This is a genomic window from Asticcacaulis sp. (genome assembly GCA_024707255.1).
Taxonomy (GTDB): Bacteria; Pseudomonadota; Alphaproteobacteria; order Caulobacterales; family Caulobacteraceae; genus Asticcacaulis.
On record JANQAC010000002.1, the window covers coordinates 1,322,775 to 1,347,598 of the forward strand.

Annotated in this window: 21 protein-coding genes, 2 tRNA genes and 1 pseudogene; 9 read left to right on the forward strand and 15 right to left on the reverse strand. The window is 58.5% G+C overall.

Annotation, left to right across the window (positions count from 1 at the left end; translation table 11 throughout):
- Positions 1-11 precede the first annotated feature (11 nt).
- The 12 genes from nuoI to NVV72_17590 form a co-directional block, all read right to left on the reverse strand.
- Positions 12-503, reverse strand: a complete 492-nt coding sequence (gene nuoI / locus NVV72_17535) for an NADH-quinone oxidoreductase subunit NuoI (GenBank protein MCR6661037.1) — start codon at positions 501-503, stop codon at positions 12-14.
- Complete coding sequence (gene nuoH / locus NVV72_17540; protein ID MCR6661038.1) at positions 500-1,570, reverse strand: NADH-quinone oxidoreductase subunit NuoH; 1,071 nt, start codon at positions 1,568-1,570, stop codon at positions 500-502. Before nuoH ends, nuoI begins: the two co-directional genes overlap by 4 nt.
- A 13-nt stretch (positions 1,571-1,583) precedes the next feature.
- Positions 1,584-3,644, reverse strand: a complete 2,061-nt coding sequence (nuoG, locus tag NVV72_17545; protein ID MCR6661039.1) for an NADH-quinone oxidoreductase subunit NuoG — start codon at positions 3,642-3,644, stop codon at positions 1,584-1,586.
- Between the two features lie 52 nt (positions 3,645-3,696).
- Positions 3,697-4,134 (reverse strand): TM2 domain-containing protein, encoded by a 438-nt coding sequence (locus NVV72_17550; protein ID MCR6661040.1) that lies wholly within the window; start codon positions 4,132-4,134, stop codon positions 3,697-3,699.
- 6 nt (positions 4,135-4,140) lie between these two features.
- Positions 4,141-5,454, reverse strand: coding sequence for an NADH-quinone oxidoreductase subunit NuoF (gene nuoF, locus NVV72_17555; protein ID MCR6661041.1), 1,314 nt, complete (start codon positions 5,452-5,454; stop codon positions 4,141-4,143).
- Between the two features lie 2 nt (positions 5,455-5,456).
- Positions 5,457-6,137, reverse strand: a complete 681-nt coding sequence (gene nuoE, locus NVV72_17560) for an NADH-quinone oxidoreductase subunit NuoE (GenBank protein MCR6661042.1) — start codon at positions 6,135-6,137, stop codon at positions 5,457-5,459.
- 85 nt (positions 6,138-6,222) lie between these two features.
- Positions 6,223-6,648 carry a hypothetical protein gene (locus NVV72_17565; protein MCR6661043.1) on the reverse strand — a complete coding sequence of 142 codons (426 nt, stop codon included), beginning with the start codon at positions 6,646-6,648 and terminating at the stop codon, positions 6,223-6,225.
- Positions 6,645-7,004, reverse strand: a complete 360-nt coding sequence (locus tag NVV72_17570) for a hypothetical protein (protein ID MCR6661044.1) — start codon at positions 7,002-7,004, stop codon at positions 6,645-6,647. The genes NVV72_17565 and NVV72_17570 overlap by 4 nt, the downstream gene beginning before the upstream one ends.
- Positions 7,001-8,215: an NADH-quinone oxidoreductase subunit D gene (locus NVV72_17575; protein ID MCR6661045.1), complete on the reverse strand. Its 1,215-nt coding sequence runs from the start codon at positions 8,213-8,215 to the stop codon at positions 7,001-7,003. The genes NVV72_17570 and NVV72_17575 overlap by 4 nt, the downstream gene beginning before the upstream one ends.
- A 43-nt stretch (positions 8,216-8,258) precedes the next feature.
- Complete coding sequence (locus NVV72_17580; protein ID MCR6661046.1) at positions 8,259-8,861, reverse strand: NADH-quinone oxidoreductase subunit C; 603 nt, start codon at positions 8,859-8,861, stop codon at positions 8,259-8,261.
- Between the two features lie 14 nt (positions 8,862-8,875).
- Complete coding sequence (locus tag NVV72_17585; GenBank protein MCR6661047.1) at positions 8,876-9,436, reverse strand: NADH-quinone oxidoreductase subunit B; 561 nt, start codon at positions 9,434-9,436, stop codon at positions 8,876-8,878.
- The gene (locus tag NVV72_17590; protein MCR6661048.1) at positions 9,427-9,804 is read right to left on the reverse strand and encodes an NADH-quinone oxidoreductase subunit A; all 378 of its coding nucleotides are present in this window, start codon (positions 9,802-9,804) and stop codon (positions 9,427-9,429) included. The genes NVV72_17585 and NVV72_17590 overlap by 10 nt, the downstream gene beginning before the upstream one ends.
- A 389-nt stretch (positions 9,805-10,193) precedes the next feature.
- Here NVV72_17590 and NVV72_17595 point away from each other — a divergent pair.
- From NVV72_17595 to NVV72_17625, 7 genes are all read left to right on the forward strand, one after another.
- Positions 10,194-10,270, forward strand: a tRNA-Asp gene (locus NVV72_17595).
- Between the two features lie 202 nt (positions 10,271-10,472).
- A tRNA-Asp gene (locus NVV72_17600) sits at positions 10,473-10,549 on the forward strand.
- A 372-nt stretch (positions 10,550-10,921) separates the two neighbouring features.
- Entirely contained in the window at positions 10,922-14,296 is a 3,375-nt protein-coding gene (locus tag NVV72_17605; GenBank protein ID MCR6661049.1) for an autotransporter outer membrane beta-barrel domain-containing protein, read from the forward strand.
- Positions 14,297-14,325: 29 nt separating this feature from the next.
- Entirely contained in the window at positions 14,326-15,216 is an 891-nt protein-coding gene (locus tag NVV72_17610; protein MCR6661050.1) for a class I SAM-dependent methyltransferase, read from the forward strand.
- 332 nt (positions 15,217-15,548) lie between these two features.
- Positions 15,549-16,865, forward strand: a complete 1,317-nt coding sequence (locus tag NVV72_17615; protein ID MCR6661051.1) for a cellulase family glycosylhydrolase — start codon at positions 15,549-15,551, stop codon at positions 16,863-16,865.
- Positions 16,866-17,137: 272 nt separating this feature from the next.
- Positions 17,138-18,043 carry a LysR substrate-binding domain-containing protein gene (locus NVV72_17620; protein MCR6661052.1) on the forward strand — a complete coding sequence of 302 codons (906 nt, stop codon included), beginning with the start codon at positions 17,138-17,140 and terminating at the stop codon, positions 18,041-18,043.
- Positions 18,044-18,159: 116 nt separating this feature from the next.
- Positions 18,160-18,579: a PEGA domain-containing protein gene (locus NVV72_17625; protein ID MCR6661053.1), complete on the forward strand. Its 420-nt coding sequence runs from the start codon at positions 18,160-18,162 to the stop codon at positions 18,577-18,579.
- A gap of 17 nt (positions 18,580-18,596) precedes the next feature.
- On the opposite strand, the gene NVV72_17630 is transcribed toward NVV72_17625, so the two are convergent.
- The gene (locus NVV72_17630) at positions 18,597-19,280 is read right to left on the reverse strand and encodes a hypothetical protein (GenBank protein MCR6661054.1); all 684 of its coding nucleotides are present in this window, start codon (positions 19,278-19,280) and stop codon (positions 18,597-18,599) included.
- Positions 19,281-19,324: 44 nt separating this feature from the next.
- Between NVV72_17630 and NVV72_17635 the strand changes: the two genes are divergently transcribed.
- Complete coding sequence (locus tag NVV72_17635) at positions 19,325-19,594, forward strand: sulfurtransferase TusA family protein (GenBank protein MCR6661055.1); 270 nt, start codon at positions 19,325-19,327, stop codon at positions 19,592-19,594.
- Between the two features lie 99 nt (positions 19,595-19,693).
- Positions 19,694-21,022, forward strand: a complete 1,329-nt coding sequence (locus NVV72_17640) for a diguanylate cyclase (GenBank protein MCR6661056.1) — start codon at positions 19,694-19,696, stop codon at positions 21,020-21,022.
- On the opposite strand, the pseudogene mfd reads toward NVV72_17640, so the two are convergent.
- Both mfd and NVV72_17650 read right to left on the reverse strand, forming a co-directional pair.
- A pseudogene (gene mfd, locus NVV72_17645) lies at positions 21,019-24,506 on the reverse strand (transcription-repair coupling factor). The gene NVV72_17640 and the pseudogene mfd overlap by 4 nt on opposite strands.
- 7 nt (positions 24,507-24,513) lie before the next feature.
- On the reverse strand, positions 24,514-24,795 hold the full coding sequence (locus NVV72_17650) for a succinate dehydrogenase assembly factor 2 (protein ID MCR6661057.1): 282 nt from the start codon (positions 24,793-24,795) through the stop codon (positions 24,514-24,516).
- Between the last annotated feature and the right edge of the window lie 29 nt (positions 24,796-24,824).

Genomic DNA, 24,824 nt, shown 5'->3' on the forward strand with positions numbered 1-24,824 from the left:
CTCTTTGCCTCTTAACGATACGGCGCGTCGAGTTCGAGCGAACGGGCGATTTCGCGTTCCCAGCGGTCGCCGTTGGCCAGAAGCCGTTGCTTGTCGTACAGAAGTTCCTCGCGGGTATCGGTCGAGAATTCAAAATTCGGCCCTTCGACGATGGCGTCAACCGGGCAGGCTTCCTGGCACAGGCCGCAATAGATGCACTTCACCATGTCGATGTCGTAGCGCGTGGTGCGGCGGCTGCCGTCGGCGCGCGGTTCGGCCTCGATGGTGATGGCCTGGGCCGGGCAGATAGCTTCGCACAGCTTGCAGGCGATGCAGCGCTCTTCACCGTTTTCATACCGGCGCAGGGCGTGTTCGCCACGGAAACGCGGGCTGAGAGGGCCCTTCTCGAACGGATAGTTGATCGTGGCCTTGTGCTTGAACATGTATTTCACGGCCAGGCCGGTGGCCCCCACGAAATCGAGAAGCAAGGCGCCCTTAATGCCTGAAACAAGACGGGAAATCATAAGGCACCTCCATATACGCGGTAACCGGCGATAATAATGACAGCGACCAGCGACAGCGGCAGGAAGACCTTCCAGCCCAGGCGCATCAACTGGTCATAGCGATAGCGCGGCACAATGGCCTTGGCGATGGCGAACATCAGGAACCAGAACACCACCTTGACGATGAAGGTCAGCAGGCTGATCAGGATGTACGGCAGGCCGTCATGCGCCAGCGGCAGCGGCACCGGGAATTCCCAGCCGCCGAAGAACAGGATCGAGATCATGGCGCACATCAGCACGATGTTGGCATATTCACCGATCATGAACAAAAGGTATGGCGTCGATGAATATTCGACCTGATAGCCGGCCACCAGTTCCGACTCCGCGTCAGGCAGATCGAATGGCGGACGGTTGGTTTCGGCCAGGGCCGAGATGTAGAACATCACCATCATGCCGAACATGACCGGCAGCTTGATGATGCCGAGGCCGAGCTGGCCGCCGCCGCCAAGGAAGTTCCAGTTGAGGATGCCGCCGCCCTGATGGGTGACGATGTCGGAGAGGTTCATCGAGCCGGTCAGCAGGATGACCGTCACGATGATGAAACCGATCGAGACTTCATAGGACACCATCTGGGCCGCCGAACGCAGGCCGCCGAGGAACGGGTATTTCGAGTTCGATGCCCAGCCGCCCATGATGATGCCATAGACGCCGAGCGACGAAATGCCGAGCAGGTACAGGATGCCGACATTGATATTCATGACCACCCAGCCCGGCGCGAACGGAATTACCGCCCAGGCCAGGAAGGCGATGACGAAGGTCAGCAGCGGCGCCAGCAGGAAGATCGCCTTGTCGGCACCGGCCGGAATGATGACTTCCTTGAACAGGAACTTGAAGAAGTCGGCAAAGGACTGCATCAGGCCGAACGGCCCGACGACATTGGGCCCCTTGCGCATCTGCACGCCGGCCCACACCTTGCGGTCACCCCACAGCAGGAAGGCCAGGGACACCATGACACCCATGATGACCGCCAGGGTCTCCCCTACCGTAATGATCGTCCAGCCCCAGCCAGATGCCCAGAAATTATCCATCATCATATAGTCCTTACTCAGCCGCCACGCTCAGGGGCGCCTTGCGGGCCGCCGAACATTCCGCCATCGCCACGGAGGCGCGGGCGATCGGGTTGGTCAGATAGAAATCGGTAATGTGCGAAACGAACGGACGGTCGCTGATCTCGCCCTTCGCGCCGATCGCTTTCACATCGAAAGTCTTCGACGCCGGACGGACATCGACGCGGCCAAAGACCGGATGATCGGTGATCAGCTTTTCGCGCAGGGCGCTCAGGTTGTCATACGGCAGGGTGTGCCCGACATAACCCGACAGCGCCCGAATAATCGCCCAGTCTTCCTTGGCCTCGCCCTTCGGGAAGACGCAGCGCTCGGCTATCTGCACGCGGCCTTCCAGATTGGTGTAAATGCCCGACTTCTCGGTATAGGCGGCGCCCGGCAGGATGACATCGGCGGCCGCGGCCCCCGCATCGCCATGTGAACCGATATAGACCACGAAAGTTTTGTCGAGATTGCGCGTGTCGATTTCATCTGCGCCCAGAAGAACCAGAAGGTCAACCCCGCCGTTCAGCATGGTCGTCGCATCCTTGGCTTCACCAACCGGCACGAAGCCGAGATCGAGGCCCGCGACGCGCGAGGCGGCGGTATGGACGATGTTGAAACCGTTCCAGCCATCCTTCACCACGTCATAATCATCAGCGATGATGGCGATTTCCTTGAGAATGGCCGCCCCATCCGCGCCCGAAAGCACATTGGTGCCCACCAGGACCGCCGGCTTCTGCGCGTTCTTCAGCACATCGCGGAAGGCGTGCTTCTTGAGGTCTTTCAGCGCCTTCGGGCCCGCGCCAATATGGGCATAGTCGTAGGTCAGATCGACCGGTTGGCCGATCACCGCCACCTGCACCTTGCCCTTGAGCCACGACTTGCGGATACGAGCATTGATCAGGGAGGCTTCGGCGCGCAGGTCGGTGCCGATCAGCAGGATGGCGTCGGCCTCTTCCAGCCCAGCGATGCCGGTATTAAACAGCCAGGATTCACGCGGCGTCGCCTGCGTCACCGGGCCGATCTTGGCGCCTTCCTGGCGGCAATCGAGATTGGTGACGCCCAGACCGTAGAACAGGTCCTTGGTCGCCTTCATGGCTTCGGCGTCGATCAGGTCGCCGGCGATAACGCCAATCTTCGAGGCGTCGGTCGCTTTTATTTTGCCAGCCACCGTGGAAAGCGCCTCATCCCATGACACGGCCACCAGCTTGCCACCCTTGCGGACATAGGGTTTGTCGAGGCGCTGGCGCGACAGACCATCGACCGCATAGCGCGATTTGTCGGTCAGCCATTCCTCGTTGATCTCTTCCTTGAGGCGCGGCAAGGCGCGCAGCACAGCCGGACCGCGGTTGTCGATACGGATGTGCGCACCCAGCGCGTCATGCACGTCGATGGTCTCGGTCTTGGTCAGTTCCCACGGGCGGTAGTTGAATGACCACGGCCGGTGGGTCAGCGCGCCGACCGGGCACAGGTCGTTGACATTGCCGGACAGCTCCGACGACACCGACTGTTCGAGATAGGAGGTTATCTCGGCGTTTTCACCGCGCGAAATCATGCCCATTTCCGTCACGCCAGCCACTTCCGTGGTGAAACGGACGCAGCGCGTACATTGGATGCAGCGCGTCATGAAGGTCTTGATCGTGGGACCTAAGTTCTTTTCCTCGACCGCGCGCTTGTTTTCATCGTAGCGCGAAGATCCCTTACCATAGGCTACTGACTGGTCCTGCAGGTCGCATTCCCCGCCCTGGTCGCAGATTGGGCAATCCAGCGGGTGATTGATCAGCAGAAATTCCATCACGCCTTCACGGGCCTTCTTGACCATCGGCGTGTTGGTGAAGATTTCCTGCCCTTCGGCGGCAGGCAGGGCGCACGACGCCTGCGGCTTCGGCGGTCCCGGCTTGACCTCAACAAGGCACATGCGGCAGTTGCCGGCGATCGACAGGCGCTCATGATAGCAGAAACGGGGGATTTCCTCGCCCGCCAGTTCCGCCACCTGCAGCACGGTCATGCCGGGGTCGAACTCGACCTCCACACCATTGACTTTTGCCTTAGCCATGCCTGTTACACCTCAACAATTGATAATAAATCACGGAATTTAATCAGGTTCTTCAGAACCATGACTTGTTGCCCGCGACATAGTCTTCGTAAAAACTCTGGTCGGATTTGACCAGGTAGATGATGGTCTCGATAAAGGCGACCAGCCCCATGATGAGCGGCGGGATGCCGACCAGGATCCACCCGATCGTGCCGCACACCAGCATGATGATCCCGGCGGTCGTCTTGCCGAGATAGAACTTATGCACCCCGAACATGCCGAGGAAGAAGGCCAGAAGCGCCGCCACATACTTGTTGCGCTCGCCCATCGCCGTCATGATGACGTAGATGCTGACCGCACTGTCACCCGATGCCTCGAAATCGACCGTGGAACCGGCCGGGACAAAGACCGTATCGCCCATCAGATCGCTGACGCTGAATGTATAGCGCTTGCCGTCATCACCGCTGATGAGGCCCGTTGATCCATTGAATGAGAGTACCTTGCCCCGCATGATCCCCTACTCCGCCGCCATCGTATGGCCGGCAAAATTGCTCTTGCGTGACCGGTAAAGCGCGATGCGTTCCTCGATTTCCGGACGGAAGTGACGGATCAGGCCCTGGATCGGCCAGGCCGCCGCGTCACCAAGCGCGCAGATGGTGTGGCCTTCGATCTGGGTGGTCACTTCCAGCAGGGTGTCGATTTCCGACGGATCGGCATCGCCCTTCACCATGCGCTCCATGACGCGCCACATCCAGCCGGTGCCTTCGCGGCATGGCGTACACTGGCCACAGCTCTCATGCTTGTAGAAATAGCTCAGGCGGGCAATGGCGCGGATCAGGTCGGTCGACTTGTCCATGACGATGACCGCCGCCGTGCCGAGGCCCGACTTCAGGTTGCGGAGCGTGTCGAAATCCATCGGCAGGTTTTCGCATTGCTCGGCCGTGATCATCGGCACCGATGACCCGCCGGGAATGACGGCCTTCAGATTGTCCCAGCCACCACGAATGCCGCCGCAGTGATCCTCGATCAGTGTGCGGAACGGGATCGACATGGCTTCTTCGATATTGCACGGCTTGTTGACGTGGCCGGAGACGCAGAACAGCTTGGTGCCGGTATTGTTTGGCGCGCCGAACGAGGCGAACCAGGCCGCGCCGCGGCGCAGGATGGTGCCAACCACGGCGATCGATTCCACATTGTTGACGGTCGTCGGGCACCCATAGAGGCCCGAACCGGCCGGAAATGGCGGCTTCAGGCGCGGCTGGCCCTTCTTGCCTTCCAGCGATTCCAGAAGCGCGGTTTCCTCGCCGCAGATATAGGCGCCGGCGCCGTGGTGGATATAGACATCGAAATCCCAGCCATGGATGTTGTTCTTGCCGATCAGCTTCGCCTCATAGGCTTGCTTGACGGCGGCTTCCATGCGCTCACGCTCCTGCACATATTCACCGCGCAGGTAGATGTAACAGGCATGGGCCTGCATGGCGAAGGACGCGATCAGGCAGCCTTCGATCAGCAGATGCGGATCATGGCGCATGATCTCGCGGTCCTTGCAGGTGCCGGGTTCGGATTCGTCGGCATTGACCACCAGATAATGCGGGCGGTCCTTGACTTCCTTCGGCATGAAGGACCACTTCAGGCCGGTCGAGAAACCAGCGCCGCCGCGGCCACGCAGGCCGGAATTCTTGACGTTGGTGATGATCCACTCGGCGCCGTAGGACAGAATGTCCTTCGTGGCGTTCCAGCAGCCACGCTGCTTCGCCCCCTCCAGGCCCCAGTCATGGAAGCCGTAGAGATTGGTGAAAATACGATCCTTATCTTCGAGAATGCCAACCATGATTACGCTTTCACCTCAGGCTTGGGCGCTTCCGTACCGGGCGCATTCGGAATCTTGATCTTCTTCGCGGCAGAGCCGTCATAGAGCTTCGGATCGGTCAAGGAGGACACGCCACCCAGCGGTTCGGACGTGTGGCGGCCATTATAGGGGCCCGGTTTTGGTGACTTGCCGGCGGCGAAATCATCGATGATCTGCGCCAGATTTTCCGGCGTCAGGTCTTCATAATAATAGTCGTTGATCTGGGCCATCGGCGCATTGCAGCAGGCGCCCAGGCACTCGACTTCCTGCCAGGTGAACTTGCCATCGGCCGACAGCTTGTCCTTCGGACCGATCTTGTCCTTGCACACCTTGATCAGGGCATCAGATCCGCGCAACATGCACGGCGTGGTGCCGCATACCTGAATCAGGGCCGCAGAGCCGACCGGTTCCAGCATGAACATGGTATAGAAGGTCGCCACTTCAAAAACGCGAATCTGCGGCATCGCCAGCAGTTTGGCGATAGCGGTGATGGCGGGTTCGGACACCCAGCCTTCCTGCTTCTGCACCAGCCATAGAATCGGGATCACCGCGCTCTGGCGGCGGCTTTCAGGATATTTGGCAATCCACCAGTTGGCCTTTTCAAGCGTTTCCGCTGAGAAGGTAAAACTGGCCGGTTGCTCCTTGGCGAGACGACGAACGGACATCAGGCCCCTCTACACAAATAAACAGGCAGCGCTTTACACCCGCAGCCCAGGAATGACAGTTTAATTTTTAAGGGTTTCACAGAAATCACTGCGTCACCCCATCTGCAACGGCACGGGCCCTGGCGCGGGCGCCATCAATACGCGCGCCGATCTCCTTGATGTGCGGCAGGAAGCGCGCCAGCCGGCGGAACACAAAGACCGACAGATAAAGGGCGTAAAGATAGGGCGACGAGGTGAGTTCCGGATGAAAGCGGTAGATGTAATAGCGTACGGCTACCATGACGACGGCGAAGGGCAGCCAGATAGAACCGTAACGGATCACTTCATCGCGCAGAAACCCCGACGCACCGCCCGGATGATAAGGCCAGGCGCTCTTGCTCATCAGCCAGCGTACCAGGATGACGGCCGAGATGACCACCACCACGAACAGCAGCGGTAAAAACGCCCACAAAGCCGGATGGGCGTGGAACAGGGCGGCTTGCTGAGCCTGTTGTGCGGCATATGCGTTCATTTCTGCATGGCCTCATAACGGGCATTGCGCGCGGCGCGCACACGCGCCTGCGCTGCTGCCACCACGGGCAGCCGGCGGGCACCAAGCAAACCGATCACCGCAATGCCCAGAAGGACAAAGCGGGCCGTTTCGTTTTCAAGCTCGGGCCTGAACTGGACGAGCAGCGTAAAACTCAAGACGCAGACCAGCATCGGGATAACCGGCAGGAACAGGTAAAGGAGCATGTCCATGACATATCCCCTGGCGCCACCCGAATGGTAGGGCCAGCTTGGACGCGACAGGAACAGGCTCAAGGCCATCATGGCAACCAGCAGTCCTGCGGCGATCAATACACCGGTCAGCGGGGCATCGGTCATCGGTCGATTTCCCCGAAGACGATGTCGAGCGAACCCAGAATGGCGGAGACGTCGGCCAGCAGGTGGCCGCGGTTCAGCCAGTCCATGGCCTGCAGGTGCGGGAAGCCCGGCGCGCGGATCTTGCAGCGATAAGGCTTGTTGGTGCCGTCGGAGACCAGATAGACGCCGAATTCACCTTTCGGCGCCTCGACACAGGCATAGACCTCGCCTTCCGGCGTCTTGAAGCCTTCGGTATAGAGCTTGAAGTGATGGATCAGGGCTTCCATCGAATTCTTCATTTCGGCGCGGCGCGGCGGCGTCACCTTATGGTCGGTCGAAAGGACCGGACCGGGCGTTACCTTAAGCTTGTCAATACATTGCAGCATGATCTTAACTGACTGGCGCATCTCCTCGACGCGGCAGAGGTAACGGTCCCAGCAGTCGCCATTTTTGCCGAGCGGGATATCGAATTCCAGCTCGTCATAGCATTCATACGGCTGCGACTTGCGCAGATCCCAGGCCACGCCAGAGCCCCGCAGCATGACGCCGGTAAAACCCCAGTCGAACGCCTGCTCTTTCGACACCACGCCGATATCGACATTGCGCTGCTTGAAGATGCGGTTTTCGGTGATCAGGGTTTCGATATCGTCGAGCGCCGGCAGATATTCCTTATTGCACCAGTCGGCGATATCCTCGATCAGTTCCGGTGGCAGATCCTGATGGACCCCGCCCGGACGGAAATAGTTGGCGTGCAGGCGGGCGCCGCAAGCACGCTCATAGAAGACCATCAGCTTTTCACGATGCTCAAAGCCCCAGATCGGCGGCGTCAGCGCACCGACGTCCATGGCCTGGGTTGTCGTATTCATGATGTGCGACAGGATGCGGCCGATTTCCGAGTACAGTACGCGAATCAACTGGCCGCGCTTGGGCACTTCGAGGCCCAGCAGCTTTTCGATGGCCAGGCAGAAGGCGTGCTCCTGGTTCATCGGTGCCACATAATCGAGGCGGTCGAAATAGGGCACGTTTTGCAGATAGGTGCGCGATTCCATCAGCTTTTCGGTGCCGCGATGCAGCAGGCCGATATGCGGATCGACGCGTTCGACCATTTCACCGTCGAGATCGAGCACAAGGCGCAGTACACCGTGCGCCGCGGGATGCTGCGGGCCGAAATTGATCGTGAACTTGCGATCATCATCGCCCTTGTTCACAAAAGGCTCTACACCGTCTGCCATGAAATCAAACCCTTATCCGTAACTCTTAATGCCAGGCCAGAGCCTAGACCTTCGCCTTCTCGTCGCCCGGCAGCACATATTGTGCGCCTTCCCACGGCGACAGGAAGTCGAATTTGCGATATTCCTGAGTGAGCTTTACCGGCTCATAGATCACGCGTTTCTGTTCTTCATCATAACGCACCTCGACATGCCCCGTCATCGGGAAGTCCTTGCGTAAGGGGTGGCCCTGGAAGCCATAATCCGTCAGCAAACGACGCAGGTCAGGGTGATTCGAGAACAACATGCCGTACATGTCGAAGGCTTCGCGCTCATACCAGTCGGCATTGGGATAGATCGAACGAATCGACGGCACCGGCAGCACTTCATCGGTCTGCACCTTGACGCGCAGCCGGATGTTCTGGGTCAGCGACAGCAGATGGTAGACCACATCGAAACGCAGCGCCCGCTTGGGATAATCGGCGCCGCAGACATCGATCAACTGGTGGAAGCGGTAAGGCGCCTGCTTCAGCTTCGCCATGATCTCGACGATGCGCTCACGATCGACCGTCAGGGTCAGTTCGCCAAAAGCGATGACCGATTCGACAATCGCTTCCTTGAAATCGGCCTGGGTCTTTTCGGCAAGCACCTGTAGTTTTTCCAAAGACATATTTGCCCCTTTCCTTAGCGACGGATGCTGCCGGTACGGCGAATCTTCTTCTGCAATTGCAGAAGGCCGTACAGAAGAGCCTCGGCCGAAGGCGGACATCCGGGAACATAGACGTCCACCGGCACGATGCGGTCGCAACCACGCACGACGCTGTAGCTGTAGTGATAATAGCCGCCGCCATTGGCACAAGAGCCCATGGAAAGCACGTAGCGCGGGTCGGGCATCTGGTCATAGACCTTGCGCAGCGCCGGCGCCATCTTGTTGGTCAGGGTGCCGGCAACGATCATCAGGTCGGACTGGCGCGGTGAGGCACGCGGGGCCATGCCGAAGCGCTCCATATCGTAGCGCGGCATAGACGCCTGCATCATTTCGACGGCGCAGCACGCCAGACCGAAGGTCATCCACATCAGCGAACCGGTACGGGCCCAGGTGATGACATCGTCAGCCGAAGCGACCAGGAAGCCCTTCTGATCCAGTTCCGCCGAGACCTGCTCGAAGAACTTGTCATGAACCGCGGGATCATAGCCTTCAACCGAAGACCGGCCAGCAGATCCGGCAGGAATGATTACTCCCATTCCAGGGCTCCTTTTTTCCACACATATATATAGCCGAGACCCAGTTCGACCAGGAAGGTTACCATTGACCAGAAAGCGACGTGCATTCCGCCATTGGGCATGTCGAACAGCGACACCGCCCACGGGAACAGGAACGAGGCTTCCAGATCGAAGATGATGAAGAGGATGGACACCAGATAGAACCTGACGTCGAATTTCTGGCGGGCCGAATCGAACGCATTGAAACCGCATTCATAGGCCGACAGCTTTTCGGTATCCGGCGCCTTGGGCGCGATCACCAGCGCGCCAATCATGAAGCCGAGTCCCAGAAGGGTCGCTACGCCTATAAAGATGATGACGGGAAGATATTGCAGAAGAAATGCGTTCATCAGGTCACCTAACCCCTCACTATAAAACACGGACCGCATTCGAAGCGCTTTTTGGCAAGCGCTTTTGGCAGGCGCATCCGGCGACGATATTAACTATCGCCCCGGACTCAGTCAGTAGGCTATTAGACCACTCTGTTCAAAGCTTCAAACCATTGCGGTGCGAAAAAATCACCTTTTGCCCACTTTCTTTCACTTTTTAGCCCTCTTGCACATACAATGAAAATCAGTCGCAATTAACGCTCTTTAAGTTACAAAGTTATCCAGTGGTTTGGTTCTGGCGTGACGATTTTTTCCGAATTACATGTTGACACCCCCTCGCCCGCCGAACTACTAAGCGCACCTCTTCGAGCGATGGCGGTGACGCTGTCATGATGAAGATACAAGGGAATGCGGGTGTAGCTCAGTTGGTTAGAGTGTCGGCCTGTCACGCCGAAGGTCGCGGGTTCGAGCCCCGTCACTCGCGCCACCCCTGCTTTGGTTAAGCAACGGGTGGCACCGCATTTTCCCTGTCTTCAATATTCTCCTGAAATACTTTTCTCACCGACACAGGCCGCGACACAAGCGGCTTGTGAATGACTGCGCTTTTGTTGTTGACACCCCGTTCCGCCCGAACTACTAAGCGCGTCTTCTCAACGGACAGCTTCACTGGCCGTCGGGATTAGGGAAATGCGGGTGTAGCTCAGTTGGTTAGAGTGTCGGCCTGTCACGCCGAAGGTCGCGGGTTCGAGCCCCGTCACTCGCGCCACCCCTGCTTTGGTTAAGCAACGGGTGGCACCGCATTTTCCCTGAATTTGCCTTTCAGATTATCAGATATTATCCACGCGTGGCGCGTTTGCGCCATGTCCGTTTTGCCTGCACGCGTAGCGTCGGCGGACATAATTAAGCCCTCTTTATTTCCAAATTTGCGACACGACTGAAACGCGGATTGCTGATCCGAAGCAATTGGTGTGCGCCAAATGGCGTTTGCCACCTTTTCGACGGTAAAAATAAAGGTTAAGAGGTGAGCCTTGGTTTCACGAACGACATATACGAAGGCCGCGGGATCACCGGACAGTATCCAATAGCGGGCCTCACCTCCATCCACTCAATATAAAGCATCCCAGGGAAGCTTATCCAAATGCGCAAACACAGACTACTGACCGCAACCGCCCTCACCCTGAGCCTGGGCCTTGTTGCCCTTGCGGGGGCAGGCGGTCAGGCCTTTGCCGCCACCACGATTTCCGATGGCCGTACGACGGGTGTGAAAACCTCGGATACCGGTGATCTGACTGTGGCCACGACCGGGTCGATCACCGTGACCTCTGGTAATGCGATAACGGTTGATTCGAATAATTCGGTCACGCTCAACGGCAAGATCGATATGCTGAAGTCGGCCGATGGTTCGACCGGTATCCTGATCGATGGCGGCCATACGGGCAATCTGACCATCAGCGCCAATATTACGGTCACCGATGACTACACGCAGTTGGACACCAACAAGGACGCGGACGGCAAAGACGCGCCTGACGGCATCCTGGAGGCCCCCTTCTCTGATACCAAAACGCGCTACGGTATTCATTCGACGGGGACGACGCCCTTTATCGGCAATGTGGACATCACCGCCGCCAGCACGATCGCGGTCGATGGCAATAATTCCTACGGCGTCCGCTTTGAAAACAATATCCAGGGTAATTTTACCATGGACGGCACCGTCACCCTGAATGGTGACAACAGTACGGCTGTATCCCTGGAAAATGGCGCAACGGGGAATGTCTATCTTAGCGGTGCGATCACCGCCCACGGCAAGGACAGCGGCGCCGTGAAACTGGCCGGTGACTTCGGCGGCAATGTCATTATCGACGGCACCTATACCGGAACCGGCTACGCCACCGTCAATGCCCTGGGCGCCGACGCCCTGAAAGTGGTTCTGGCCACCCCGGCTGATCTTTACCAGTCAGGCCCGCTCGTCAGCATTGAAGGCAATCTGGCGCAGGGCCTGCTGATCGGTTCGACCATAACGGCCGATACCAGCGACGCCAACAAGAGCAATACCGACCAGGACGGCAACGGCATCGTGGATGCCAACCAGCAGACCGCCAACCTGACAAATTACGGCGCCGCCCCGGCGTTGCGCATTGGTTCGGCCACGGGCGACATCACGCTGGGCGGCCTCGTTTTCAATTCCTCAGCCCTGCCCGCCAATAAGCCGGCGATCAACTACGGCCTTTGGGTGCGCGGCGGCATTACCGGCTCGGGTGTTTATCAGGATGTCGACAACGTCGCCGTTCAACTGGGCGGCACTGGCCACGCGGTCAACATCGCCAACGGCATAGGCATCGCTGGCACAGTCTCTTCGACGGCTTACGGCGGCGACGCCACGGCCCTGTCGGTCCAGAGCGGCCTGTCCACGCCCCTGCTCGATGTCACAGGTGCGATTCGCGGCACGGCTGTTTCGGCCACGTCCCTGGCCAGTACCGATGCGGACGGCACCAAGCACTATACGACGGTGGGCGACACGACGGCTTATGGCGTCGACATCCTGGCCGGCGCCAACCTGCCGAAAATCAATGTAGCCGCCGGCGGCGGAATCTATGCCGCGGCCACCGGCTCAACCGAACATGCCGTGGCTATCCGCGACCTGTCCGGCACGCTGACAGAAATCAATAACAACAATATCATCAGCGCCACGATCTCAGCGTCAGACGACAATGTCGACGGCACCGCCGATTCGCTGGTCAACCGCCCCATCGCCATCGATGTTCGCGCCAATACATCCGGCGTGACCATCACCCAAACGGACACGGCCCCCACGGACAGCGACGCCGACAAGGCCATTCCCATGCCCTATATCCTCGGCGATATCCTGCTGGGATCGGGCAACGATTCGATCACCTCCAATGGCGGACTGATTTCCAGCAATATCGATTTCGGCGCGGGCGCCAACAGCTTCAAGCTGGATGGCGCTGCCACCTATCTCGGTAAGATGAGTGGCTCCGGAACGGTAGATCTGGATATTGCCAAGGGCACTCTGTACCTCGCTTCCGGTTCGGCGCTCAGCCTGACCAATCTTCATGTCGGGGCGGAAAGCACCCTGGCCCTGACCCTGGACACCGATCACCCGACCGTGCCGATCTTCACCAACAGCGGCGCCGCCACCTTCGATGACGGCGCCGCGGTCAGCCTGACGCTTAACAAGCTGATCGTCGCTCCGACCGTATTTACGGTGATGACCGCATCGAATATCGACCTGGGCACGCTGGATTCGGTCAATTTGGATGGCAAGATCCCCTATCTCTATCATGCCGACCTGACGACGAATGCCGGCGACACCACGCTCTATGCCAATTTCCGCCTGAAGAACCAGGAGGAGGCCCAGTATTCGGACAACCAGTACGCCGCTCTCTCCCCCGTTCTGTCCGCCGTGGCCCAGGATACGGCGGCCACCAGCATCCTGATGTCGCAAATGACCAAGGAAGGCTTCGACCAGATCTACAATCAGTATCTGCCGGATTATTCGGGTGAAAACCTGCTCAGCCTCGCCACGGGCGCCGCTTCGCTGAACCGGACCCTGAGCAGCCTGACGCTTGTACCGGATAATAATGAAGGCCAGTGGTGGCTTCAGGAATACGGCTATCAGGTCAAGCGCAAATATGGCGAAACCGCCGGCTTCAAATCTACCGGTTTCAGCTTCGCCGGCGGCCGCGAACGTGAAGTCTACGGCAACCAGATGCTCGGCCTGTACCTGGCCTACACCTCCGGTTCACCGCTCGATACATTCGCCATTGCCGGCGAGAAAATGGTCAATTCCGACGTGACCCTGGGCGGTTACTGGCGTATCCGGACCGGCGGACTGAAAGCCTGGGCCCATGTCGGCGCCGGCTATACCTCGTTCGAGACCACCCGGAATATCCTGGCGACCAACGGCACCACCAATATCAACCACATTGCGGCAGCCAAGTGGAGCGGTTACTCCTACAGCGGCGGCGCCGGGGCTTCTTATGAGGTCAAGGCCGGCCGGCTCAGCTTTACCCCGCAACTGCTGACGGACTACTATGCGCTGCGTGAAGAAGCCCATGATGAAACCGGCGGCGGCGATTACTACGATCTTTCCATCGCCGATCGTGACAGCCACCTGATGACGGCCAGTGCGCTGTTTAATGTCAGCTACAACAAGTTCTTCGCCAAACCGGAAATCTGGTTCGGCTACAAGCAGAACGTCTCGGCGCAGATCGCCGACACCATCGCCAACTTCAAGGGCGCCACACCCTTCACCTTGACTGGCGGTAATATCGAAGGGGGCGGCCCGGTCGCCGGTTTCCGTATTTCGGCCGACAACCAGTACAGCTATTTCTCACTGGAAGGCGAATACGAAAAAGAAGGACGATTATACCAACTATTCGGTCTCGCTACGGACACGCTTCCAGTTCTGATCGGGCATAAATTGCAAAATGAAAGCCGTCGTGGATATTCGCGGCGGCTTTTTTATGTCCGCTTGCCATTTGAGGCGTTTTGAGCACATTCAGACCTGACTGGAGACGCGCAATGGCTGAAGAGATCGTACATGTATCGGATACCGCCTTCTGGGTGGCCTGGTATCGCTGGCTGGAAACCCAGCGTAAGGATGCCCTCTTCCACGATCCGTTGGCCGGTAAACTGGTAGGCGAGCGCGGCAGGCAACTGGCGCGCCATATGGGCATCGAACGCGCCATGGCCTGGTCGATGGCGCTGCGGACGCACATCATCGACGGCTATATTATGGAAGCCATTGCCGGTGGCGTGGATTGTGTTGTCAATCTTGGCGCCGGACTGGATACGCGCCCCTATAGGCTGGCACTGGTACCGGATTTCCTCTGGATTGAGGTCGATTTCGCCAACATCGTCACCTTCAAGACCGACGCCCTTGCCACTGATCAGCCGCTTTGCCGGCTTGAACGTATCGCCTGCGATTTGTCACAAGATACAGGCCGCGAGGCCCTGCTGGCGGATGTGAATACCCGCGGGCGCAATATACTGGTCCTGACCGAAGGCGTCATACCCTACCTGACGAACGAAGCGGTGGCCGCGCTGGCAAAAAATCTGTGTGAACAAAGCCATATAACTCGTTGGATAACCGACTACTTTTCCCCTTTCTTTCTGGGGTTGGCCGCGCGCGGCGCCATCGTCAAACAGTTGCAGAAAAATGCCCCCTTCCGTTTCAATCCCGGCCCCGATCCGGATGACTGGCCGCGCTTCTTTGCCGCCAGTGGCTGGCAGATAGAAGATATGCGTTTCATCGGCGAGGATGGCCGCAAGCTGGGCCGCGATCTCCCTGCCAACTGGCTGATGCGGATGATGATGCGCTTCGCCAAAGAAGAACGCCTGCGCCCTTACCGCCGGATGAACGGCTATGCCCTGTTGAAAAAGGGTCATGAGATAGTGCCGATAGAGGTTTAGGCAATCATTCGAAATATCTGATTTCATGAATAAATACGTCGACGCGCCATCGCTTGTTAATACTTAATTAAGAAAATCAACCCATCCTTCAAGCATAACCTCAGCGGGCACGCCATTTCCGCTCATGCAAAAACTGCTCAGGTATGGCCGATCCTAATTGGGTATGGCCCATTTTGACGAAGCCATACTCGGTATGGCCACCAGCCTGCATATTACTAATTTCAATTTTCATTAAGCTGCGGTATGTCTGCCCTATAGCTGTCTGAAACAGCAGGATACAGGGAGACAAACGAATGTTACAATTTTCGCGTCGCGCGCTTATGGGCGCGGGTATGGGAACGCTGGGCCTGGCGCTTGCGGGGTGCGCGCTCGCTAACGGTAAGTCTGCGGCTGCCTCCGCGGACTTCGTCACGATCGATGGCATCCATTTCAAGTTGAAGGGCGAAACCTACCGCTATGTCGGCGCCAATATCTGGTATGGCGCCTACCTCGGCTCAGCGGCCAGCTTTGGTGACCGCACCCGCCTCGTCAGGGAACTGGACGACCTCAAGGCGCTGGGTGTCACCAACCTGCGTGTTCTGGGATCTTCCGAACTGTCGCCGCTGATCAATTCCCTTGATCCCGCCTTTTCCAACAAGCCCGGCGATTATAATGCCGACCTGCTGACCGGCCTCGATTTCCTGCTGGCGGAAATGGCCAAACGCGACATGAAGGCCGTCCTCTACCTGACCAACTTCTGGGAATGGTCGGGCGGCATGGTCACCTATCAATACTGGACCAATGGCGGCACCTATATCAACATGAATGACCCGGCCCATCCCTGGCCGGCATTCGCCGACTTCTCTGCGCAGTTCTATGCCAGCGGCGCCGCAAAGGACGCCTATTACGCCTATATCAAAATGCTGCTCGGCCGGACCAATTCGATCACCGGCAAGGCATACAAGGACGATGCCACGGTCATGGCCTGGCAGTTATCGAACGAGCCGCGTCCGGGCGGCAGCGAAGCCGCTATCAAGGCGCATGTGGAGGATTATTACGACTGGATCAGCGAAAGCGCGGCCCTTATCCGCGCACTGGCGCCAAACCACCTCGTTTCTCTCGGACACGAGGGGCTTATGGGCGCCAATGGCAGCGAGGACATCGTCATCAAGGCGCACGAACACATCGATTACCTGACGGCGCATATCTGGCCACAGAACTGGAGTTGGGTCGACAAAGACGATCTCGGCGGCAGTTTCGATGCCGGCGCGGCCAAGGTGCAGGCCTATATTGATGCCCATATCGCCATCGCCAAAAAAATCAACAAGCCGCTGGTCTTCGAGGAATTCGGCTTCCCGCGCGATAATATCAGCTATGATCCCGGCACCCCCACTACCTACAAGGACCGCTTCTATGGCCTGATCTACAAGGCCGTGGAAGACGCCATCGCCCACAATACGCCGGTGGCCGGTTCCAATTTCTGGGCCTGGGGCGGCGCCGGCCGCGCCCTGCATCCGGATCACCACATGCTGCGCGGCGAGACCGCCTATGTCGGCGACCCGCCCCACGAACCGCAGGGCTGGTACAGCGTTTTCAATACCGACACCTCGACGCAAAACCTGATCAGGGCCCATGCCGCCAATCTGCGCAACATCAAGAGCGCGTCATAACCAATTGCAATAAATATAAAAATGGCCGCGCCACGTTAATAGGGGAGAACGCGGCGCGGCCAAGGTTTATCAGAAGAGGCCGTTCTGATAATCCGTGAATGTCTGTTTGCCGGCATGTGCCGAAAGCCCTCTCACAACACCGCACTCAATGTTGCTGAGGATGAAGCCTTAAGAACACGGGTTTCCCATACGGAACTATCTTGCTGAATGCCCTATAGTCGGTTACGGGTGTTGCCGGAAGATACGCTTCTCGCATCACAGAGTTGCAATATATGGAACAGATACGGCTTGACTTCGACGATCTGAAAGCGTTTTTCGTCGTAGCGGAAACCGGCAGCTTCGCCCGCGCGGCTGAGCGCCTGGAAACATCAAAATCGATTATCTCGCGGCGTGTCGCGCGGCTTGAAACTATGCTTTCAGCGCGCCTGCTTCACAGAACAGCGCGCGGCACCCACCTTACGGAGGGCGGCATGCTGTATTACGAGCAGGCCCGGCAGGCCATGTCGCAGCTTGAATTTGCCGGCGAAAACCTGGCGGAGTCGAACGCCGACCTCTCCGGTCCCATCAGGCTCACCGGGCCGGTGTTTTTCGGCCATGAATACCTCGAACCGGTCCTGGCGGAATTCGCCAGGCAGTATCCCAAGATCGAACTGGATGTAGACTTCAGTGACGACAAACTCGACCTGCACAGCGAGGGCCTCGATATCGCTGTCCGTGCCGGTCAACTGAATGATTCCAACCTGACGGTCCGCCGGCTGTGCCAGTCCAGCCGCGTCGTTGTGGCCAGCCCCGCCTACCTGGCGCAAATGCCACCGCTGCAAAGCCCTGCGGACCTCGATCAGCACATTATCCTGCATTACAACGGCACCCACACCCAGGATCTCTGGCGCTATCGCCACAACGACCGAACGCATTCCCTCAAGGTCAGGCCGCACCTGCGCTCAAACAGCCCTGGTATGCTTCTGTCGGCCGTCAAGGCGGGGGTCGGCATCATGGTCATGCCCGTCTATGTCGCGGGCGCCGCGATACAGTCGGGCGAAGTGGAAGAGGTGCTGGCCGATTATGACTGGGGCCTGACCGAAATCAGCCTGATCCTGCCGCACGGCAAAAACACCACACGCCGTGTCCGAAGCCTGGTCGATTTTCTGCTTCTGAAATTTCACAATAAATTCAGTTAAGCGAAGGGCTTGACAGTCATCTCAAGGATTGCGACTTTGAAACTGCGGTAATCCTTGCCGCTACAAATGGGGGAAATCTCATATCTTTTTCAAACCCTTTACGGGTGAAAGTAATCGTGCGTGGCGCTATCCTGCTGGCGCTTGGCCTGTCAGTAACCGGCTGCGCCACCATCACACGCGGTACGCATGATGTGTTCGTCGTTGAAACCGATCCAATCGGCGCCAGTGTCACGACAACCAATGGCTTTACCTGCAAAGCCACGCCGTGCAGCCTCAAGATGGCGCGGAAATCCGATTTTGACGTCACTATCAGCAAGCCTGGCTACAAGACCTGGACGGGTCATGTCACCAATAAGGTGGCTGGTGGTGGGGGCGCAGCCATGGCGGGCAATGTGCTCGTCGGCGGCATCATCGGCGCTGTAGTCGATGGCAATAACGGTTCCATGCTTGATCTCGTGCCCAACCCGCTGGTCGTCAAGCTTGAAGCCGGTGAAGATGCGCCTGCTTCGGGCAGCGCAACCGGCGTCGGAAACTAAAGAAGTACCGCCTTCGGTCAATGGGCCGAAGGCGGCTTCACTTTCACACCAGGTGGCTGGGGCTGTTCGATCAGACCCGTGTCACCAGAAGCCCCGCCGATACCCGGCACCACGGCGACCTGGTAATCCGGCGGTGTCCGGAACCATTTCGGGTCTTGTCGGGCCGCTGACAGTTCCAGTACCTCAAAAAGCGCATCGCGGCGCCCCTTCTGCGTCATTTGCAGGATGATATTATCGCTGCTGGCGCAGACCATGCCCGATTGATTCAGATAGCCGGAAAATTCCATCAACCGGCATGGACGTCCAGCAACCAATGACGCCCCCACCACCTTGAGCGTCGATTGCTGCGCCAGAATCGACAAATCGAGCGGCAGCGGAAGAATACCCTCCGTGCGATCGAGTGGAAAGACGAGAGCCAGCCGATTCTGCCCCGTTGCGGTCAGGCTGATCAGCACGCCCTTTTCCCGATCAGCGATATAGGATTGCGGCCCGCCACCCGCCGTCAGATCGACACGCGTTTTCATGCCTGACCGGCGGATATTTACGGGCGTTGGAAATCCGGCAACCTTCACCCTGGCATACAGGTCCGCACGCGTTGCCGCGTCAGGCTCAGAGATCGCCTGTGCCTGAACCACAGGCGCCATCACCAGCATGAAACCTGCCATTGCCGCTGCAAACCATGACTTCAGGGCGTTTGTCATATTCCGACTCCCAACACGCGGCGATTTATGGCAAGATCTCGGCGATGAAACCTATCCTGAGCTCCGCTCCCATTCCCACCAGAGACGGCTTTGTCGTGATCGATGCCCGCGGACATCGCTGTCCGGTTCCGACCCTGAAACTCCGTCGAAAAATGGAGGCATTGGAAGATGAGCCCGGCTTTATTCTGTGGGCAAATGACCCGATGGCGCAGATCGACATTCCCCACTTTTGCAATCAAAACAATTATGTATTGCTTTCAACAGAAGTGGTGGATGAGGCATGGCTTTTCACGATTGCGCGCGCCGGACGGTAGCCCGATGTGTTACAACAATGTTTACTGTTCCTCTTTAAGAATCGCGTACCCTGAATGACACCGCTCAACCGCCGCACCCGCTCAACAGGAGCTGATATCTTGACCCTCCAGGCGCGTTTGCTGCTGATAAGCCGTGATGACGCCTGGTTACAGGCGATGGGTGACGAACTGGACCGCCTGGGCTTGCGCACCCTCAGTGCTACGGAAGTCGAAGCGGGCTGTGTGGCCCTGGGCGACGCGCCAATTGAAGCCGTCATTATCCATGAAACCGGCAGCAACAAATGGCCGGACGCGGTAAGTCCGCTGCGCGCTGCCGCCTGGCCGCGCCGGATTCCCGTCATCATGATGCGCAATGACGACCAGCACCAGGTTCCGGATGGCTGGGACATGGTACTCACGCGTGATGCCCATCCGCAGCAGATACTGGTCAGCGTCGAGCACCTGGTGCGCGCCTGCGTTGCCGAAGAGGAATATGACACCCGCCGCGAAACGTTTAACGTCGACCTGCAACCCCTTGACGTCATTCTGCAAAATCAGGAACCGCTTGCCGTCCTTTCGATCGGCCAGCCAGACCCGGAATATCTTGCCATCACCCACAGCCTGCGTGAACTGGGCGTTGAAGTGACTGCGGCCCTGTCGTCCTACAGCGCTTTTGACTACCTGCACGATAAGACCTTCGACGCCGTACTTTTGTGGGGTGGCGCGCAACCAGCCGAATCCCTGTCGATCGCCGCTGGAATGCGTCGCAATACACGCCTCTACCACACACCGGTCCTTCTGCGCCTGAACAGGCTGATAGAGCTTGATGTCGGGGACGCCTTCATGCGCGGTGTCAATGATATCGCCAATCCCAGGGCGCACATCGCCGAGGTGACGGATCGTCTGGTGCGCCTGGCCCGTACGCACCGCCGCCAGTTGACCATCCGCAAGACACTTGAAGCCATGCGCCATCATGCGCAGATGGATAAGGGCACCGGCCTTTTTGGCCGCGACCTGTTTGCCGCTCACCTCGCCCGCCTGTCAAAAGCGGCTGGAGAGCGTCATCGCACACTCAGCATCTGCGTGCTGAAGATCGCCGAAACACCCGAGGTCACCCGCGCCCGCTCGCGCGGAATGCTTGATAAGGCCGTGCCGCAGATCGGCTCAATGGTAGCGCGCCTGGTTCGCGCCGAAGATACGGCGGGCCGGCTTTCCAATGATGTCTTTGCCATCGCCCTGCCCGCCACCTCGGCCATTTCCGCCCATAATGTCGGCGAACGGATATCCGCAGTCGTCAGTTGTACCGCTTTCGATTCCGGCCAGGGTAAACCGCCCTATGTCGTGGAATTCATCGTTGGCGCCGCGCAAATTCAGCCCGGCGAACCGGCGGCCGAGGCCCTGATGCGCGCCGCCGCGAAGGTCGGAAACCCGAACCGCGAGGCAGTTTAGGCTTCTGCGGCGAGCCGGGCCAGATCCTTCATGATCCGCTCGGCAGCCGCCAGGCGCCCGGCGGCGTCCGGCCACTCCCCTTGACCAGCAGTTTCTGATCCGGCCGCAGCTTCCAGTCATTCGGCCGGGACTGGATGTGCCTTATGAGCCCCATTGGGTTATTGAAGCTGTCATTGCGGAAGGTGACGACCGCGCCCTTGGGGCCGACATCCAGCTTTGACACGTTAGATTCCCGGCACAAGCCCTTGATTCCGACGACTTTCAACAGTTGTTCCGCTTCTTCCGGTATGGGGCCAAACCGGTCAATCAGTTCCGACGCCAGGGCCTCGCGGTCAGCCAGCTTTTCAGCCTCCGATACTCGGCGATAGAGCGACAGACGAATATTGAGGTCGGGAATATAGCTTTCGGGGATCATCACCGCGGCGCCGGCATTGATCTGCGGCGACCAGCTTCGCGCGTCGGTCAGGCTGTCTGCACTGCGTTCGCGCAGTTCCGCCACGGCATCTTCCAGCATCTGCTGATAAAGTTCGACGCCGATTTCCCGGATATGGCCCGATTGCTCATGGCCAAGCAGATTGCCGCCGCCACGGATATCGAGGTCATGGCTGGCAAGCTGGAACCCCGCTCCCAGATTATCCAGTGATTGCAATACCTTGAGGCGTTTTTCTGAAGCAACGCTCAAGGTCTTGTGCTGCGGGGTCGTCAGATAGGCGTAGGCGCGAGTCTTGGAACGCCCCACACGGCCACGTATCTGATAAAGCTGGGCCAAGCCGAACATGTCGGCGCGATGCACGATCAGCGTGTTGGCGGTCGGCACGTCCAGCCCGGATTCCACTATGGTCGTGGAAAGCAGTACATCATACTGTCCCTCGTAAAAGGCCGTCATCACGTCTTCCAGTGCGGTCGGCGCCAGTTGCCCGTGACCGATGACAAACTTCACTTCCGGCACCTGGGTGCGCAGGAAATCCGCTACATCGGGCAGATCACTGAGGCGCGGCACGACATAATAGACCTGGCCGCCGCGATACTTTTCCCGTAGCAGGGCTTCACGCAAAGCCACAGGATCATAGGGCAGCACATAGGTCCGCACGGCGATGCGGTCGACCGGCGGCGTGGCAATGATTGACATGTCGCGGATGCCGGAGAGCGCCATTTGCAATGTACGCGGGATAGGCGTGGCTGAAAGGGCAAGCATATGAACATCGGCACGGAAGGTCTTCAGCTTTTCCTTATGCTTGACGCCGAAATGCTGCTCTTCATCAACAATTACAAGGCCCAGATCGTTAAATTTCACCTGATCAGAGAGAAGTGCGTGAGTGCCGATCACCACCTCGATCTCGCCCTTTTTCAGACCTTCGCGGGTTTCGTCGGCATCCTTGCGGCTCACCAGCCTGGAAAGCTGGCGCACACGGATCGGCCAGCCCTGGAAGCGCTGGGTGAAGGTCTTGAAATGCTGCCGCGCCAGCAGGGTAGTGGGGCAGACAATCGCCACTTGCTGGCCCGACATGGCCACCACGAAGGCCGCGCGCAGGGCCACCTCGGTCTTGCCGAACCCGACATCACCGCAGATAAGCCGGTCCATCGGTTGGCCCTTACCAAGATCTTCCAGCACATCGGCGATGGCGTTAAGCTGGTCGTCGGTCTCTTCATACGGAAACTGGGCGCAGAACTCATCATAAAGCCCGGCGGGCGGATCGATGGTCTGCCCCTGCTTCATGGCCCGCGCGGCGGCAAGCTGGATCAAGCCGTCGGCCATCTCGCGCAGGCGTTCCTTCGCCTTGGCTTTACGCGCCTGCCAACTGGCCGAACCCAGGCGGTCCAGTTGAGCGCTGTCGCTGTCCGCGCCATAACGCGTCAGCAGGTCGATGTTTTCGACCGGCAGGTAAAGCTTGGCGTCATTGGCATATTGCAGGTCCAGACAATCGTGCGGTGCACCGGCCACATCGAGCGTCTTCAGGCCATCATAACGCCCAATACCGTGCTCGATATGGACCACCAGATCGCCCGGCGAAAGCGCTGAGGCTTCGGCCAGAAAGTTGTTAGCTCTCCGTCGTTTACGCGGTCTCGCTAATCTGTCGCCTAAGATATCCGTCTCGGAAATCACCGCGAGGGATTCGGTCTCGAAACCGTGGTCAAGCGGCAGGACAGCGCGCTGGATCGGCTTGACCTTGGTGCCGGCCACGCCAAAGCTTTGGGCGTCGGCCAAGTCCGTTGCCAGCCGCAGTGCGGTCAGCCCGTGATCCGCCAGCATGACGCCCAGGCGGTCGGATGAGCCATCGGTCCAGGAAGCGAACAAAACGCGCTTTCCCTGTTTTGCCAGGGCCTTGGCGTGATCGGTTACCGCCGTGAAAAGGTTAGTCGAATCGAGCAGGCGTTCCTGACCGAAGTTACGGCCCGGACGTCCGCCCAGATCGATGGCGTCGGCGCCTTCCCGCTGAAAGGTTTCAAAGCGCCGTACACGTTGTCCGGTCAGGGCGGCTTTCCAGTGCACGTCATCGAGATAAAGCCGCGCGGGCGGCAGGGCGCGGTAGGCGGAACCGCCCTTCTCTTTCGAGGCTTCCGCCCGCAGCTCATAGGCATCCTGAACACTTGCCGCCCGCTCGGCAAACGCGTTTTCCGCAAGCACATCGAGCATCAGCAGGCTCTTGGGCGGCAGGTAATCGAAGACGCTGTCCAGGCCGTCATAAAACAGCGGCAGCAGGTGCTCTATGCCTTGCCGGCGAATGCCCGATGACAGGGCGGCATAGAGTGGATCATCTCCCGCTGCACCGAAGGTTTCGAGATAGTGCTGGCGAAAACGGCTGATGCTCGCCTCGTCCATTCGGACTTCCGACACCGCCGTAAAATCCAGCCCGGTGATCTGTTTTAACGAGCGCTGAGTTTCCGTATCAAAGCTGCGGATCGATTCCAGCGTATCGCCAAAGAAATCGAGCCGAACCGGTTCCTCGTGGCTGGGTGAAAAGACATCGAGAAGGCCGCCGCGCACCGCGAACTCACCTTTTTCCGACACGGTCGATACACGGTTATAGCCATGCTTCAGGAAATAGGCTTCGAGATCCCGGATATCGATCGTCTGGCCGGGCCTAAGCGACAGGCGCCCTTCCTGGATAACACTGACAGGCGGCACCTTTTGCATCATGGCGGCGGCAGTCGTGAGCAGAAGAACTGGCGCGGCCGGCGGCATGGGCTTGTATTCCGCAAGCCGCGACAGGGCATACATGCGCTGGGCGATTATGCCTGGCGTCGGGCTCATGCGATCATAAGGCAGGCAGTCCCACGCCGGGAAACTCAATATCTCAAGGCTGGGGGCGAAAAATTTCAGCGCTTCGATAACCGCATTCATGCGCGCAAAATCTCGCGCCACGAAAACACTCAAACCTTCGCCGCGCGCCAGATCAGCCGTGATCAGGCTGTCAAACCCTTCCGGCACACCGCTCAAAACCAGCGGCGCTTCAGAACGCGAAATCTGAGACAAATCGGCCATGCGCTGTTTAAATCTTTGTGTAAGTTGTCTTGTAATAGATATTGAGTTTATTCATAATTACGGATTTAAATTCTTCAGGCGTCGGATCACGTTCAATGATCCAGCCATAGAGATCCTGGTCCGGCACTTCGAGCAGGATTTCAAAAATATCCAGTTCCTCGTCGCTCATTCCCGGCAGCATGTCGTCGGCAAAATTGCCAAGGATGATGTCCGCTTCCTTGAAGCCCCGGCGCCAGGCCCGAAAGGACAGCTTTCTGAGGCGCGCTTCCCGCATTTCCGATTCTGTCACAGTAAACGCTCCTCAAATCTAAACTGGCC

Bases quoted from the DNA above. Each gene is read 5' to 3' on its own strand.
- nuoI (MCR6661037.1), bottom strand. From the start codon at position 503: ATGATTTCCCGTCTTGTTTCAGGCATTAAGGGCGCCTTGCTTCTCGAT.
- nuoH (MCR6661038.1), bottom strand. From the start codon at position 1,570: ATGGATAATTTCTGGGCATCTGGCTGGGGCTGGACGATCATTACGGTA.
- nuoG (MCR6661039.1), bottom strand. From the start codon at position 3,644: ATGGCTAAGGCAAAAGTCAATGGTGTGGAGGTCGAGTTCGACCCCGGC.
- NVV72_17550 (MCR6661040.1), bottom strand. From the start codon at position 4,134: ATGCGGGGCAAGGTACTCTCATTCAATGGATCAACGGGCCTCATCAGC.
- nuoF (MCR6661041.1), bottom strand. From the start codon at position 5,454: ATGGTTGGCATTCTCGAAGATAAGGATCGTATTTTCACCAATCTCTAC.
- nuoE (MCR6661042.1), bottom strand. From the start codon at position 6,137: ATGTCCGTTCGTCGTCTCGCCAAGGAGCAACCGGCCAGTTTTACCTTC.
- NVV72_17565 (MCR6661043.1), bottom strand. From the start codon at position 6,648: ATGAACGCATATGCCGCACAACAGGCTCAGCAAGCCGCCCTGTTCCAC.
- NVV72_17570 (MCR6661044.1), bottom strand. From the start codon at position 7,004: ATGACCGATGCCCCGCTGACCGGTGTATTGATCGCCGCAGGACTGCTG.
- NVV72_17575 (MCR6661045.1), bottom strand. From the start codon at position 8,215: ATGGCAGACGGTGTAGAGCCTTTTGTGAACAAGGGCGATGATGATCGC.
- NVV72_17580 (MCR6661046.1), bottom strand. From the start codon at position 8,861: ATGTCTTTGGAAAAACTACAGGTGCTTGCCGAAAAGACCCAGGCCGAT.
- NVV72_17585 (MCR6661047.1), bottom strand. From the start codon at position 9,436: ATGGGAGTAATCATTCCTGCCGGATCTGCTGGCCGGTCTTCGGTTGAA.
- NVV72_17590 (MCR6661048.1), bottom strand. From the start codon at position 9,804: ATGAACGCATTTCTTCTGCAATATCTTCCCGTCATCATCTTTATAGGC.
- NVV72_17605 (MCR6661049.1), top strand. From the start codon at position 10,922: ATGCGCAAACACAGACTACTGACCGCAACCGCCCTCACCCTGAGCCTG.
- NVV72_17610 (MCR6661050.1), top strand. From the start codon at position 14,326: ATGGCTGAAGAGATCGTACATGTATCGGATACCGCCTTCTGGGTGGCC.
- NVV72_17615 (MCR6661051.1), top strand. From the start codon at position 15,549: ATGGGAACGCTGGGCCTGGCGCTTGCGGGGTGCGCGCTCGCTAACGGT.
- NVV72_17620 (MCR6661052.1), top strand. From the start codon at position 17,138: ATGGAACAGATACGGCTTGACTTCGACGATCTGAAAGCGTTTTTCGTC.
- NVV72_17630 (MCR6661054.1), bottom strand. From the start codon at position 19,280: ATGACAAACGCCCTGAAGTCATGGTTTGCAGCGGCAATGGCAGGTTTC.
- NVV72_17635 (MCR6661055.1), top strand. From the start codon at position 19,325: ATGAAACCTATCCTGAGCTCCGCTCCCATTCCCACCAGAGACGGCTTT.